At 70.6% G+C, this 14806-nt stretch carries 14 protein-coding genes and 1 tRNA gene; 9 read left to right on the top strand and 6 right to left on the bottom strand.

What is annotated here, in order from left to right; all coding sequences use genetic code 11:
• Window positions 1-291 precede the first annotated feature (291 nt).
• Both QM582_RS07415 and QM582_RS07410 read left to right on the top strand, forming a co-directional pair.
• Window positions 292-915 (top strand): PadR family transcriptional regulator, encoded by a 624-nt coding sequence (locus tag QM582_RS07415; RefSeq protein ID WP_415083136.1) that lies wholly within the window; start codon window positions 292-294, stop codon window positions 913-915.
• The gene (locus QM582_RS07410) at window positions 912-2462 is read left to right on the top strand and encodes a DHA2 family efflux MFS transporter permease subunit (protein WP_415083134.1); all 1551 of its coding nucleotides are present in this window, start codon (window positions 912-914) and stop codon (window positions 2460-2462) included. Before QM582_RS07415 ends, QM582_RS07410 begins: the two co-directional genes overlap by 4 nt.
• Here QM582_RS07410 and QM582_RS07405 read toward each other — a convergent pair.
• The 5 genes from QM582_RS07405 to QM582_RS07385 are packed head-to-tail and all read right to left on the bottom strand — an operon-like array spanning window position 2447 to window position 7357.
• On the bottom strand, window positions 2447-3229 hold the full coding sequence (locus tag QM582_RS07405) for an ABC transporter ATP-binding protein (RefSeq protein WP_415083133.1): 783 nt from the start codon (window positions 3227-3229) through the stop codon (window positions 2447-2449). The two genes, QM582_RS07410 and QM582_RS07405, sit on opposite strands and share 16 nt — an antisense overlap.
• Window positions 3226-4056 (bottom strand): ABC transporter ATP-binding protein, encoded by an 831-nt coding sequence (locus QM582_RS07400; protein WP_415083132.1) that lies wholly within the window; start codon window positions 4054-4056, stop codon window positions 3226-3228. Before QM582_RS07400 ends, QM582_RS07405 begins: the two co-directional genes overlap by 4 nt.
• Entirely contained in the window at window positions 4053-4865 is an 813-nt protein-coding gene (locus QM582_RS07395) for an ABC transporter permease (protein WP_415083131.1), read from the bottom strand. Before QM582_RS07395 ends, QM582_RS07400 begins: the two co-directional genes overlap by 4 nt.
• Entirely contained in the window at window positions 4862-5821 is a 960-nt protein-coding gene (locus tag QM582_RS07390) for an ABC transporter permease (RefSeq protein WP_415083129.1), read from the bottom strand. Before QM582_RS07390 ends, QM582_RS07395 begins: the two co-directional genes overlap by 4 nt.
• Window positions 5822-5833: 12 nt before the next feature.
• Entirely contained in the window at window positions 5834-7357 is a 1524-nt protein-coding gene (locus QM582_RS07385) for an ABC transporter substrate-binding protein (protein WP_415083127.1), read from the bottom strand.
• A 133-nt stretch (window positions 7358-7490) separates the two neighbouring features.
• On the opposite strand from QM582_RS07385, the gene QM582_RS07380 reads away from it, so the two are divergent.
• Window positions 7491-7564: transfer RNA gene (locus tag QM582_RS07380), tRNA-Met, on the top strand.
• Window positions 7565-7652: 88 nt separating this feature from the next.
• Here QM582_RS07380 and QM582_RS07375 read toward each other — a convergent pair.
• Entirely contained in the window at window positions 7653-8420 is a 768-nt protein-coding gene (locus QM582_RS07375; protein ID WP_415083125.1) for an acetamidase/formamidase family protein, read from the bottom strand.
• A 461-nt stretch (window positions 8421-8881) separates the two neighbouring features.
• On the opposite strand from QM582_RS07375, the gene QM582_RS07370 reads away from it, so the two are divergent.
• The 6 genes from QM582_RS07370 to QM582_RS07345 all read left to right on the top strand — a co-directional run.
• On the top strand, window positions 8882-9451 hold the full coding sequence (locus QM582_RS07370; protein WP_415083123.1) for a hypothetical protein: 570 nt from the start codon (window positions 8882-8884) through the stop codon (window positions 9449-9451).
• 78 nt (window positions 9452-9529) lie between these two features.
• Entirely contained in the window at window positions 9530-10801 is a 1272-nt protein-coding gene (locus tag QM582_RS07365; RefSeq protein WP_415083122.1) for a M16 family metallopeptidase, read from the top strand.
• Window positions 10798-12123, top strand: a complete 1326-nt coding sequence (locus QM582_RS07360) for a M16 family metallopeptidase (protein ID WP_415083120.1) — start codon at window positions 10798-10800, stop codon at window positions 12121-12123. The genes QM582_RS07365 and QM582_RS07360 overlap by 4 nt, the downstream gene beginning before the upstream one ends.
• Window positions 12124-12291: 168 nt before the next feature.
• Entirely contained in the window at window positions 12292-13086 is a 795-nt protein-coding gene (locus QM582_RS07355) for a glycosyltransferase family 2 protein (protein WP_415083118.1), read from the top strand.
• A gap of 106 nt (window positions 13087-13192) precedes the next feature.
• Window positions 13193-13750, top strand: a complete 558-nt coding sequence (locus QM582_RS07350; RefSeq protein ID WP_415083117.1) for a DoxX family protein — start codon at window positions 13193-13195, stop codon at window positions 13748-13750.
• Window positions 13751-13997: 247 nt separating this feature from the next.
• The coding region (locus QM582_RS07345; RefSeq protein WP_415083115.1) for a hypothetical protein at window positions 13998-14806 on the top strand (809 nt) is incomplete at its 3' end.

The raw sequence follows: 14806 nt of genomic DNA, 5'->3' as shown, positions 1-14806 counted from the left end.
GTGCCCCGACCGGTGGGTCTTGAGCCGAAGAGAACCGTGCCCGGTCATTGGGGACCGTTCCCGAACGAGGCGAGAACCGTCCCCAATGCGGCGATTTTCAACCGTCCAGAACCGTCCCCAACCGTCGGGGACGGTTCTCAACCGACGGGGACGGTTCTCAACCGACGAGAACCGTCCCCAACCAGCGAGAACCGTCCCCGGCGGTCGGGTTGTGCGGGAGGTTCGGGCGACATATAGTCCACGTGGACTAGTCGTCGTGGAGTAATGCGGCGACGGACGCGGAGGACGCAGATGAAGGACGCCGTCGACCGGCTCACCCCGCTCGGGGTGATCGTGCTCGCGCTGCTGCGCGAGGGCGACATGCACCCTTACGAGATGATCCGGGTGCTGCGGCAACGGCGCGACGACCGGCTGGTGCCGATCACCAACGGGACCATGTACCACACCGTGGCGCGGCTCACCCGGGCCGGCCTGCTCGCCGAGGTGGGCACCGACCGGGACGGCAACCGTCCGGAACGCACCACCTACTCGCTCACCACCGAGGGACGCGACGCGGTCGCCGACTGGGTGCGCCGAGAGCTGGGCCGGATCGATCGTCCGGCCGAGTTCCGGGTCGCTCTCGCCGAGGCCCACAACCTCGATCGCGAGGAGGTCGAGGACCTGCTCACCGCACGCCGGGCCGCGCTGACCGCCGAATACACCATCCATCGGGACGGACTGGGCAAGTCCCGGCAACGCCGCGTACCCGAGCAGTACCTGGTCGAGATCGACCGCCAGACCGCCCTGCTGGACGCCGAACTCCGCTGGACCGACGAGTTCCTCGCCCGGCTGCAGAACACCGACATCGACTGGGGCCCGCCGCAGCACCCCGAAACGGCCAGCGGCCCCGGCTACCGAGAGGCAACACCGTCATGACCGAACAGACCCGAACCAATCCCCCGGCGGCCCACGGCCACGTCCCGCAGGGCCCCAGCAATCCGTGGCCGGCGCTGTGGGCGCTGGTCGTCGGCTTCTTCATGATCCTGGTCGACACCACCATCGTCTCGGTGGCCAACCCGGCCATCAAGGCGGCCCTCGACCCGACCACCAACAACCTCGACAACGTGGTGTGGGTGACCAGCGCCTACCTGCTCGCCTACGCCGTCCCGCTGCTGATCACCGGACGCCTCGGCGACCGCTTCGGACCCCGCAACGTCTACCTGGTCGGCCTGGCGATCTTCACCCTGGCGTCGCTGGGCTGCGGGCTGTCCAGCTCGCTGGGCATGCTGGTCGCGATGCGCGCCGTGCAGGGTCTCGGTGCGGCCATGATGACCCCGCAGACCATGGCGGTGATCACCCGCACCTTCCCGCCGGATCGCCGCGGCGCGGCGATGGGCCTGTGGGGATCGACCGCCGGTGTGGCGTCCCTGGTCGGCCCGCTGGCCGGCGGCCTGCTGGTGGACGCCTTCGGCTGGGAGTGGATCTTCTTCGTCAACCTGCCGGTCGGCGTGATCGGCTTCGTGCTGGCCTGGGTGCTGGTGCCGAAGCTGCCCACCCATCCGCACCGGTTCGACCTGCCCGGGGTGGTGCTCAGCGCCGCAGCGCTGTTCCTGATCGTGTTCGGCCTCCAAGAAGGCGAAACCTACTCCTGGGGCACCATCTGGGGACCGGTCTCGGTGTGGAGCATGATCGGTACCGGCATCGTCGTCCTCGGCCTGTTCGTCTGGACCCAGGCCCGCACCCGCAACGAACCCCTGGTGCCGCTGGAGCTCTTCCACGACCGCAACTTCTCGGTGTCCAACCTGACCATCGCCACGGTCGGCTTCACGGTGACCAGCATGTCGCTGCCGCTGATGTTCTTCATCCAGCTGGTGATCGGGCTCAGCCCCACCCAGGCCGCGCTGCTGATGGTGCCGATGGCGGTGCTGTCCGGGGTGCTGGCGCCGTTCGCCGGACGCCTGCTGGACCATTCCGATCCACGTCTCCTGCTGGTGCCCGGGCTGCTGCTGACCGCCGCCGCGCTGTTCTGGTACGCGTCCCTGATGCGGCCGGACACCCCGGTGTGGATGTTCCTGCTGCCCTCGGCGGTGATGGGTCTGGGCAGCGCCGGGATGTGGGGGCCGCTGTCCACCACCGCGACCCGGAACCTGCCGCCCCGGCAGGCCGGGGCCGGTGCCGGCATCTACAACACCACCCGGACGATGGGTTCGGTGATCGGTTCGGCCGCCATCGCGGCGTTCATGCAGGGCCGGCTGGTGGCCAACCTGCCGGGCGCGGCCGAGAGCGGCGGCGGGTTCGGCCAGGGCCAGCTGCCGGCGTTCGTCCGGGACGGGTTCGCCACCGCGATGGCGCAGACCGTGCTGCTGCCGGCCTGCGTGCTGCTGCTCGGCGTCGCCGCGGTGCTGTTCCTGCGCCGGCCGACCCCGGTGGGCGCCTACCGGCCCGCGCGAGCCATCGAGACGAAGCGTCACAGCCTGATCTGAGGCACGGACGCCACCAGCGTCCGGGTGTATTCGGCCGCCGGGTTGGCGAACACCTGCTCGGTGCGGCCCTGCTCCTCGATCCGGCCGTCGCGCAGCACCACCACCGATTCGCACAGGTGCCGCACCACGGCCAGGTCGTGGCTGACGAAGATCAGGGTGAGGCCGCGGGCCGCGACCAGGTCGGCGAGCAGGTTCAGCACCTGGGCCCGCACGCTGACGTCCAGCGCCGAGACCGGCTCGTCGGCGATCAGCACCCGCGGATCGGGCGCCAGCGCGCGGGCGATGGCGATCCGCTGCCGCTGGCCGCCGGAGAACTCGTGCGGATAGCGTCCGGCTGCCTCGGCGGGCAGCCCGACGGCGGCCAGCACCTCGGCCAACCGGCGGGACGGGTCGACCGGGTCGAGCGCCCCCCGCAGGTGCCGGGAGCGCAGCGGCTCGGTGACGATCGAGCCGACCGTCATCCGCGGGTTGAGCGAGCTGCGCGGATCCTGGAAGACCAGTTGGACGGCGGCCCGCAGGAAGCCGAGCCGGGGTTCTCGCAGTCCGGTGATCTGCTGGCCCTCGAAGGTCACGCTGCCGGACGTCGGCCGGTCCAGCGCCGCCATCAGCCGGATCAGGGTGGACTTGCCGGAGCCGGACTCCCCCACGATGCCGAGCCGTTGGCCGGCCCGCACCTCCAGGCTGACCCCGTCCAGCGCCCGGACCCGGCCGTCGCGGCCGTAGGTCCTGCGCAGATCACGCACCTGATACAGCGGCTCGCCGCTCATCGCGCCTCCCGCCGGTAGAAGTCCTCCACGGTGGGCAGCCGCTGCCCGGGCGGCACCTGGTCGATCCGGGCCGTCGCCACCAGGCCGCGGGTGTAGGGATGCTCGGGCGCGCTGAACAGCTTCGCCACCGGCCCGGCCTCGACGATCCGGCCGTCCAGCATCACCAGCACGTCGCTGCACACCTGGGACACCACCGCCAGGTCGTGGCTGATGAACAGGCAGGCGGCCCGCTCGGCGCTGAGCACCTCGTCCAGCAGCGCCAGCACCCGGGCCTGCACGGTGACGTCCAAGGCCGTGGTCGGCTCGTCGCAGATCACCAGGTCGGGCGAGTTGATCAGCGCCATGGCCAGCAGGCAGCGCTGCCGCTGCCCGCCGGAGAGCTGATGCGGAAAGCTGTCGGCGACCCGTTCGGCATCGGCCAGGCCGACCCGTCCGAGCATCTCCAGCACCCGCGTCCGGGCATTCCCGCGGCCCGGGGCGTGCAGCCGCAGCACCTCGGCCACCTGGCGTCCGACCCGCATCGTCGGGTCGAGGGCGGTCATCGGCTCCTGGAACACCATCGAGACCAGGTCGCCGCGCAGCCCGGCGTAGCCGGCCTCGTCCAGCCCGATCAGTTCCCGGCCGGCCAGCCGGATCGACCCGGACACCCGGGCGGTCTCCGGCAGCAGCCCGAGCACCGCCAGCGCCGTCACCGTCTTGCCCGACCCGGATTCGCCGATGATGCCGAGCCGCTGGCCGGCGTCCAGGGCGAAGGAGACGCCGTCCACGGCGACGCGGCGGTGGCGTCCGAACGCCACCGAGAGACCGTCCACCTCGAGCAGGCTCATCGCACCTCCCGCAGCCGGGGATCGAGCAGGTCGCGCAGCCCGTCGCCGAGCAGGTTGAAGCCGAGCACCGCGGCGGCGATCGCCAGCCCCGGCCAGACCGCCTGCAGCGGGGCCCCGAACATCACCGTCTGGGCGTCGCGCAGCATCCGCCCCCAGGTCGGCACGATCGCCGCCGTCGACAAGCCGAGATAGCTGAGCGCGGCCTCGGCCAGGATGGCCAGCGCGAAGGTGACCGACGCCTGGACGCCGATCAGCGGAGCGATATTGGGCAGCACATGGCGCAACGCGATGCCGGGCCAGCGGGTGCCGGAGGCCCGCGCCGCCAGCACGAAGTCGCTGCGCATCACCTGCATGGTGCCGGCCCGGGTGACCCGGGCGAAGCTGGGAATGGTGGCGAACCCGATCGCGGTCATCGCGGTCACCGGGGACGCCCCGAACCGGGCCGCCAGCAGGATCGCCAGCAGCAGCGCCGGGAAGGCGTAGGCGATGTCGGTGAGCCGCATCACGATCTCGTCCACCCAGCCGCCGGCCTGCCCGGCCAGCATCCCGAGCGGGACGCCGAGCAGCGCGGCGATGCCCACCGACACCACCCCGACCAGCAGCGTGGTCTGCGCGCCGACCAGGATCCGGCTCAGGTTGTCGATGCCCATGTGGTCGGTGCCCAGCCAGTGCGCGGCGCTCGGCCCCTGCAGCCGCTGCCCGGCCACCACCAGGGTCGGGTCGTACGGCGTCCACACCAGCGAGAGCAGCGCCATCAGCACCACGGCGGCCACCAGCGCCGCCCCGCACCACAGCCCGGCGCGCCTCATCGGCCGCCCTCCGCCCGCAGCCGGGGATCGATCCAGGCGTACGACAGGTCGACCAGGAAGTTGATCAGCAGCACCGAGGCGGCCAGGAACATCACCACGCCCTGGACGATGATCAGGTCGCGCTGGGAGACCGCGCTGAGCAATTGGCTGCCCAGCCCGGGCAGCGCGAACACCTGCTCGATGACGATCGCGCCGACCAGCACCCCGGCCAGCTGCAGGCCGACCACGGTCACCAGGGACAGCGCCGCGTTGCGCAGCCCGTGCCGCAGCAACGCCGGGAAGGGACGCCAGCCGACCGCCCGCGCCGTCCGGTAGTAGTCCTCGCTGAGCACCTCGATGAAGGCGGAGCGGACGTAGCGGACCAGCACCGCCGACTGCACGATGGCCAGCGAGATCACCGGCAGCACCAGGTGGGACGCCCAGCTCACCGGGTCGGCGCCGAGCGGCACGTAGCCGTTCGCCGGCAGCCAGCGCAGCCCGACGGCGAAGATCAGCACCAGCACGATCGCCGCCCAGAAGGCCGGCACCGCCATGCCCAGCTGGGACGCCGCGGAGGCCGCGAAACCCTGCCAGGAGCGCCGCTTCATCGCGGCCAGCATACCCACCACGACCGCGACCACGATGGCCAGCAGCAGGGCGAAGCCGACCAGCCAGCCGGTCACCGCGATCCGCGGCGCCATCAGCTCGCCGACCGACTGTCCGGTGAAGTAGGAACGGCCGAAGTCGCCGTGCAGCATCCCGCCGACCCACTCCAGATAGCGCGTCGTCCAGGGCCGGTTCAGCCCCAGCTCGGCGGTCAGCGCGTCGATCTGGTCCTGGCCGGCGCCCTCGCCGAGGATGATCTCGGCCACCTGCCCGGGCAGCGCCGAACAGACCGCGAAGACCAGCAGGGACGCCCCCAGCAGGCTGATCGCGAAGATCGCCAGCCGCCGTCCGAGGAAGGCCAGGATCGGCACCGCAGGCCGTTTCTAGCGGTGGACGATCGTGGTCAGGTCGAAGCTCAGCGTCGCCGCGTTCTGCGGAACCCCGGTGACCGTGTTCTTGGTGATCACCAGGTTCGGCAGGGCGAACAGCCACACCGCGGCGGCGTCGTCGGCCAGGGTGCGCACCGCCTTGCGCATCAGCGGCACCAACTGGTCGGCCGGCGCGGCGTCCGCGGCCTCGAACTCCTTGTTGTACTCGGGGTTGTCGTAGTGGAAGTAGTAGGTGGGGTCGGTGAACCGGCGCAGGTCCCGGGCCTCGGCGTGTGCCACGATCGACATGTCGTAGTTACCGCCGTTGTGCACGTCGCTGAGCCAGGTGGCGAAGTCGAGCTCCTCCACGGTGACCTTCACCCCGATCTGGCGCAGCGAGCTCTCCACGAACTGGGCGCTCTTGGTGGCGTAGGCGGTGGTGGGCACCCGCAGCTTCAGGCTGAGGTTGTTCGCCTTCGCGTCGGCGAGCAGCTGCTTGGCCTTGTCCAGGTTGTAGGCGTTGATCGAGGTGAGGTCCTCGTACCAGGGGTCGGTCGGCACGGCCATCGAGCCGATCAGCGTCCCCTTGCCGTTCCAGACGTTGTCCAGCAGGGCCTTCTTGTCGATGGCCATCGAGATCGCCCGGCGCACCCGGACGTCCTTGAGCGAGCCGCGGGCGTTGTTCAGGGCCAGCACCACCTCGGAGGTGGTGGTGCCCTCGATCACCGTGAAGCGGCTGGTGTCGCTGAACTGGTCGATGGCGTCCGGGGCCTGCAGGTTGGACACCACGTCGATGTCGCCGGACAGCATCGCGGCGTTCATGGCGTTGGCGTCCAGGTAGCGGAAGGTCACCGTGTCCAGCCGCGGCGGGGTGCCCCAGTAGCCGGTGTTGGCGGCCAGCACCACGCTTTGGCCCTTGTTCCACTTCTGCAGCCGGAACGGGCCGGAACCGGCCGGTTCGGTGTCCAGGGTGGCCAGGCCGTCCGGGTCGTAGACGATGCCGGCGGTGGAGCTGATGTCGTACAGCCATAGATTGGACGGACGGCTCAGCGTCACCTTCACCGTGGTGTCGTCGACGGCTTCGGTCGACTTCACCACCGCCATCTGCTCGACCAGCGGCGCCGAGATGGAGGGTTCGGTCTTGATCCGGTCGAAGCTGGTCACCACGGCCTGGGCGGTCACCGGCTTGCCGCTGGCGAATTTCGCCGCCGGGTTGAGCTTGAAGGTGTAGACCGTGCGGTCCTTGCTGATGTCCCAGGTCTGGGCCAGCAGCGGAACCAGCTTGCCCTCGGCGTTCATCTTCACCAGGGTCTCGTAGACGTTGTAGAGCAACACCTGCGGGATCGAGGCCGCCGGCGAAGCGGTCGGGTTCATGGTGGGCGGTTCCAGGGTGGCGCCCACCACCAGGGTGTGCGTCGGTTGCGGGGTGCTGGCCGGTGGCTGGGCCACACACCCGACCAGTAGAGCCAGGGTGGCGAACAAGGCCGCCCAGCGCCACCCTCGGCGGGGTGCGGCTGCAGCGGTCGTGCTGGAGACCATCTGTCCTCCTCGTAACCTGCCCGCCTCGGGGCAGCGGATCGCCCGGAAGTCTAGCCGCAGCCACCGCCGCGCGTCGGCCCGAGGATGCCCGATTTGGGTCTGCGCCAGGACTCCCCTATAGTTGTTCGAGCAACGCGGGGTGGAGCAGCTCGGTAGCTCGCTGGGCTCATAACCCAGAGGTCACAGGTTCAAATCCTGTCCCCGCTACGAAAAAGGCCCTCTGACTAGGGTGACCAAGTCAGAGGGCCTGTTGCATGCCTCAAGCGGGGGCTGCGGGCGATCGGCCCTGTACCGGTCAGCGCAGGAAGTCGAACAGTGCGGCGTTCACTGCCTCGACCTCTTCGAGGATCGGGGCGTGGGCGCTGTTCTCCAGTGCGACCAGCTCGCCGTCGACCAGTGCGAGGTCGGCGGCGGCACGGTCGGTCATCGATCGGCGCTGGACGCTGAGCGGCCCGGTGGTGCGGAACTCCGGCGCCGAGCGGCGGACGCCGCGCTGCAGTGACAGCCGGATGGTGGCGTGCACGCCGGTCTCGATCGCCGTCAGGCACACCTCGCCGTCGCCCTGTGCCGCGTGGCCGTCGCCGCAGTAGGACAGAGCGCCCGGCACCTCCACCGGCAGGAACAGGCGGGTACCGGGGACGAGGTGACGCAGATCGAGGTTGCCGCCCGTGTGCCGGGGCGGCAGCGTGGGGTGCTCGCCGGGCTCGGCCGGGGAGGTACCGAGGAATCCACAGAACGGGTAGATCGGGATCGAGATGCCGGGCTTCAACTGGGCATGGGTGCTGCCGGACTCCCACGACCAGTTGTGGATGTAGGGCATCGAGAAGTCGTCGGGAAGCAGGCCGTGCCTGGGCAGGAAGAGGGTGTGGCCGTAGTTCTGCGCGAGGGCGACGTCCACGATGTCGACGACGAGCGTGTCGCCCGGTTCGGCACCCTCGACGTAGACCGGGCCGACCACCGCATGCGGACGTTCCGGATCGATCACCGCGAGGTGTTCGAGGCCGGCACCCGGCGGCAGCGGCATCCCCGGGCATTCGAAGACGATCGTGGACCCGTCCGGCACGTTCGTCGAAGGTCCAGCGTGTGCCGGATTGCGCAACCGGTCCAGCCGCTACGTCCGTTGATCACCGCTTCGCTAGGCCTTCTGGACGACATCACGTGCCGCTCGACCCGACGACCCGGCCTGTCGGGTGAAGACAATCCGAGGATCTGCTCGCTACTCTGTAGCTAGAAGCCTTGGGGGGGTAGATGAGCGATCAGCTCGGCCTGCGGCTGCGTGTCGCCGGGTGGGGCGTCGCAGCGATACTCGGCTCTACCCTGTTGGCGGTATCCCCGGCGCTGGCCGATCCGAGTTCCGACCCCTGTGGCGCGGACACCCCGAGCTGCACCAGTGAACCGCGTCCCGGCTCGACCCCGAGCGATCCGGAGCGTCCTCAGCCCCGTCCCGAACCGAGTGATCCGGAGCGCCCACAGCCCCGTCCCGAACCGAGCCCGCCGGAGAAGTCGGATCCCCGCCCGAGTGACGTGCCGGCCGAACCGCCCATTCCGGAGCCGTCCACCTCCCCGCCGATCGACGCCCCCACCTTCGCACCGCCGACCCTGGTTCCGACCCTGGTCCCCCGTCCGACCCCGTCGTTGGACGCGCCCACAATCGGCCCGCCGTCCCTGGTCCCCTCCCTGATCCCGTCCCTGGCGCCGACCATCCCGACGCCGACGCCACCCACCCGGCCGAGCATCGATCAGCCGCCCAAGCCCAGCGTCCGGCCGCCGTCCAGCCCCGGCCAGCAGGAGTCCACCGTGCCGTCGACGGGCGCGACCACGTCCCAGATCGTCGGTGGCCGCACCGCATCGGTGGACTCCCCCAGTTCCCCGAGTTCTTCGGCCACGCCCTCGGCGCAGCCTCCGCAGGGCACGCCGCCCAATCCCCCGCCGCCCGGGCAGCAGCCGCCCGGCGGGGGCTCCAATCCGTGGCCGTCCACCGACTCGCTGGCCCTGGAGCGGGGCATGACGGCGATGCTGCCGATGATGGGCGGGGCGATCGTGGTGATGGGCCTGACCCTGCTGCTGCGGCCACCGCGGCGTCCGATCGGCTGACCGCCCGCCGGCCTCGATCCGCGACTCATCCCGCGGGCATCGCCCCACTACGGGCGATGGTGTGGTTCGATGGCCACCATGTCCGCCGCTGTGCGCTTTCCTCTGCACCGAGCGACCCTGGACAACGGCATGCGGGTCATCGTCAGTCCCGATCATGCGGTTCCGGTGGTCGCCGTGAACATCTGGTTCGACGTGGGCTCGCGCGACGAGCAACCGGGCCGCACCGGTCTCGCCCACCTGTTCGAGCACCTGATGTTCGAGGGCTCGGCGAACGTGGCGTCCGGGGAGCACCTGGCCATGCTGCAGAACGTGGGCGGATCGGCGAACGCGACCACCTGGTTCGACCGCACCAACTACTTCGAGACGGTGCCCACCAACGCCCTCGACCTGGCGCTGTGGCTGGAGGGCGACCGGCTGGCCAGCCTCGACCTCACCCAGCACACCCTGGACAACCAGCGCGACGTGGTGATGGAGGAGAAGCGACAGCGCTACGACAACGTGCCCTACGGCGACGTGCTGATCCACCTGGTCGGGCTGACCTTCCCGGAGGGGCATCCGTACCACCACCCGACGATCGGGTCGATGGACGACCTCAACGCCGCCAGCCTGGACGACGTCCGGGCGTTCTTCGCCACCCACTACGCCCCGGACAACGCCGTCCTCACCCTGGTCGGCGACGTCGAACCCGAGGACGCGCTGGCTCGCGCCGCCGACTACCTCGGCGGCATCCCGTCCGCCCCGCGGGCCTCTCGGACGCCGGCCGCCGCCTTGCCGCCGCTGTCCGGCCTGCCCCGCGCCGAGCTGGCCGCGGACGTGCCCACCGACGCCGTCTACGCCACCTGGCGGCTGCCGGCCCGGGACACCCGGGAGTTCACCGCCCTGGAGCTCGGGCTGGCGGTGCTCGGCGACGGGCAGACTTCGCGGCTGTATCGCCGCCTGGTCCGCAGCGACGTGATCGCCGAGGGCGCCGGGGCGTCCGCGCTGGGCCTGATCGGAGGCACCAGCATGGGATTCGCCCAGGCCCGGGCCCTGGCCGGCGTCGGCGCCGAGCAGCTGGAGACGGTGCTGATCGAGGAGCTGGCCCGGTTCGTCGACGGCGGCGCCGAACCCGCCGAGCTGGACCGGGCGAAGGCCCAGTTCGAGCGCGAGTGGCTGGCCCAGCTGGGCCGCTTCGACAGCCGCGCCGACCTGATCGGCTGCTACGCCACCCTGCATCGCGACCCCGACCTGATCAACCGGCACCTCGACGACGTGCTCTCGATCACCGTGGACGAGGTCGGCGAGGCGGCCGGACGGTACCTGCGGCCCGATCAGCGAGCGGTGCTGACCTACCGGAAGGAATCCGCATGAAGCGACCCACGGTTCCCGCGCCGCTGCCCTGGGACTTCCCCACCCCGGTCACCGCGACCCTGGACAACGGCCTGCGGGTGCTGATCTTCCAGCGGCCCGGCCAGCATCTGGTCACCGCCACCCTGGTGCTCGACCTGCCGCTCAGCCTGGAGCCGGCCGATCGCGAAGGGGTCTCCACGATCCTGCAGCGCTGCCTGGACGAGGGCACCGCCAGCCACCCCGGCACCGAGTTCGCCGACCGGCTGGAGGGCTGCGGGGCGGTGCTCACCGGCAGCAGCAGCCACACCGGCGCCCAGTTGAGCCTGGAGGTGCCGAGCACCCGGTTCGCCGCGGCGCTGCCGCTGTTCGCCGAGGCGGTCCGGGAGCCCCAGCTGGCGGACGCCGACGTCCGGCGGCATCGGGAACTGCGGTTGGCCGAGATCGCCCAGCAGCAGGCCCATCCCACCCACCGCGGAGCGCTGGCCTTCCGCGGCGCGGTGATCCAGGATCGGTTCCGGGCCTCCCGTCCGGCCGGCGGCACCGCCGACAGCGTCGCCGCGATCACCGCCGACGACGTCCGGGCCCACCATCGCGCCCACTACGGCCCGGCCCGCGGCACCCTGGTGCTGGCCGGGGACTTCGGCGTCGATCCGCTCGGCCTGGTCCAGGACGCCTTCGGCGACTGGGTGCAGCCGGTGTCCGCGGTGCAGCACGAGATCCCGCTGCCGCCGGCGTCCCCACGGGCGCTGCTGATCGACCGGCCGGGTGCGGTGCAGGCCGACGTCCGGCTGGGCCGGTTCGGCCTGGACCGGCTGGATCCGGACTACACCGCGTTGCGGCTGGGCTGCTTCGTGCTGGGCGGCGGCTTCCTGAGCCGGCTCAACCGGGTGTTGCGCGAGGAGCGCGGGTACACCTACGGGATCCAGCTGGCCAACGCCCCGGCCCGCTCCGGCGGGATGCTGGCGCTGCATGCCTCGTTCCGGACCGAGGTGGCGGCGGCGGCCGTCGCCGAGGCGTCCGAACTGCTGCGGGTGGACGGCGACCGCCGGCTCACCGCGGCCGAACTGACCGACGCGGTCAACTTCCTGATCGGGATCAGCCCGCTGCGCTGCGCCACGGCGTCCGGCATCGGGGATCAGGCGGCGGCCCTGGCGGAAGTGGGCCTGGGCACCGATTTCGTCAACGCGCACACCGCGGCGCTGCAGCGGGTCACCCCCGAGCAGGCCACCGAGGCGGTGGCCCGGCACCTGCCCGGCGACGGCCTCACCCTGGTCGTGGTGGGCGACGCGGACGCGCTGGCCGACCCGCTGCGCTCGGCCGGCTACCGGGTCGAGGTCGGCTGAGCTCTCCCCCGTCCGGGGTGTCCATTCCAGGATGCGACCGATTGCCAGGCCCGCATAGGTCTGATGTAACTTAGGTAAGGCAAGCCTTAGTCAGTTGCCCAGCGTAAGAAACTTCGGGGGAAGTTGCTCATGTCGCTCCGTACCGTCCCTGCGCACCCTCGGGTGAGCGTGATCGTTCCAACCTTCAACGAGGCTCCGAACCTCGAACGGGTGCTGCCCACCCTGCCCGACGTCCACGAGGTGATCGTCGTCGATGGGGGCTCCACCGACGGCACCGTGGAGACCGCCCAACGGGTGATGCCGTCGGTGCGCGTGCTGCAACAGACCCGGACCGGCAAGGGCAACGCCCTGGCCTGCGGCTTCTCCGCCGCCACCGGGGACATCCTGGTGATGTTCGACGCCGACGGCTCGGCCGATGCCCGGGAGATCCCGCTGATGGTCGCCGCGCTGCTCAGCGGCGCCGACTTCGTCAAGGGCAGCCGGATGCTGCACGGCGGCGGCTCTGCCGACCTGACCTCCACCCGGGCGCTGGGCAACCGGGCCCTGACCGGCCTGGTCAACGCCCTGTTCCGGACCCGCTACACCGACCTGTGCTACGGCTACAACGCGTTCTGGCGCGACGTGCTGGACGTCTTCGACCTGCCCGATCCGCAGGCCGGCGGGACCCGGTGGGGCGACGGGTTCGAGATCGAGACCCTGCTGAACTGCCGGGCCGCCGCCGCCCGGCTGACCATCCTGGAGATCCCCAGCTACGAGCACGACCGGATCCACGGCACCTCCAACCTGCGGGCCCTGCCCGACGGCATGCGGGTGCTGCGCACCATCGACGCCGAGTACCGCCGGCTGCGGATCCTTCGTTCGGGTACCCGGCACCTCGGCGCCACCGCCCGCTTCTCCACCCGTCCGGTGCAACGGCCCAGCGGGATCCCCGCCTTCCGCAGCCCGCACCGGGTCGCCAGCTAGACCCTGATCCGCCGACCGCCACACACCATCACGCCGCCCGCTCAACGGGCGGCGTGATGGGTTTCTGTCGCCGATACCTCCCACCCGCAGACACAAGGAGACCCCCATGCCCGCCATCGCCATCGACCGACCCGACGACGTCACGTCCGGCCTGAACGTCCACCACGCGCAGCGCCCGCTCCAGCAGATCAGCCTCGGCCTGCTCCGGATCGGCTTCGGCTGGGCGCTGTTCTGGTCAGGGATCGACAAGATCTTCGGCCTCGGGTTTGCCACCACGCCGGAGCAATCCGTCCTCGCCGGGATCTCCCCGACGAAGGGCTTCCTGAGCTTCGGACTCCCCGAGGGTGCGCCGGCAGCCGCCCTGCTCAAGCCGTTGGCCGGCCATCCGGTCGCCGACGCGCTGTTCCTGCTCGCCACCGTCGGGGCCGGCCTCGCCCTGCTGCTCGGCATCGGCACCCGGGTTGCCTCGATCGGCGGCGGGGTGTTGATGCTCAATCTGTGGTTCGCGTCGCTGCCACTGGAGTACAACCCGTTCCTCGACCAGCACCTGTTCTACGCGATCGCCGCACTCTCGGTGCTGGCGTTCGACTCCGGCCGGTATCTGGGCCTGGGGAACGCCTGGCGCCGGCTGGCCCTGGTGCGGGCAAACCGCTGGCTGATCTGACCCCTCCCAGCACCCGGGTCCCCGGGGTCGCGCGTCGCGCGACCCCGGGGACCTTTTTGCTGCGCCGGCAACCTTCTCTGAACCTCAAGGAACGCTGAACTCGGTCTTGATCATGTCTTGACCGGGGGCTCATCGCTGCCCAAGAGGAACTTGCACTTGGTGGGCGAATCTTTTCTCACGACAACGAGGAACTCAAAAAAACCCTCGACCAAGAGCCTCAATCGAGCCCCACAGCAAGGAGAAGGAAATGAAGAAGATCATCGGAACCGTGGCCGCAACGGTCGCCATTCTGGGCAGCTCTTTCGCTATCGCCGCCCCGATCGCCTCGGCCGCCTCGCCCGCTTCCGAATCGGGCATCTGCTACTCCATCTCGAACGTTCACGAGTCGCGCTACAAGAAGGTCATCCAGGGCGAGAAGGAGACCTCGAAGACCGAATACCGTTTCCGCAGCCGGACCCCGCTCTACGGTTCCAAGGAGATCAAGTCGGTCGAGGGCTACGACTTCGTCGACGGCGGCACCACCAAGGTCAACGGCCAGGTCGTCGCCGGGCATTGGGTGAAGTCGGACGGCTTCCACCAGATCCCGGACGTGATCATCAACATCGTGTGGGGCAAGAACGGCGTCCCGGAGCAGTACCTGGGCACCGGCCGGGTCTCCCTGAGCAGCTACGGCGGCCCCAGCGTCATGGTCGCCTACAAGGCCGAGAAGGTCCTGACCGACGCCGGCTACACCGACTGGGGGCCCTGGTCGGACTGGACCACCGAGCGCCCGGGCGATGAGACCGCGACCCGCGACGTGGACAGCCGCACGGTCGGCAACGGTGACGGAACGCCTGACCAGACCGTCTACTACCTGCCCGGCGGCGAAACCTCGAACGAACTGGGTGAGGCCAACTGGACCACCGATGAGCCCGGCTCGCCCTGGAAGCTGATCGACGAGCGCGACCGCGAGGCCAAGGCCGAGGTGGAATGCCCGCCGACTCCGCCGACCACCCCGCCCACGACCCCGCCGACCACTCCGCCGACCACCCCGCCCACGACCCCGCCGACCACTCC

The organism is Micropruina sp., from assembly GCF_047607385.1.
In the GTDB taxonomy this organism is placed as follows: Bacteria; Actinomycetota; Actinomycetes; order Propionibacteriales; family Propionibacteriaceae; genus Micropruina.
Note: the sequence above shows the minus strand (reverse complement) of the source record. Positions and strands in the feature narration are given on the sequence as shown.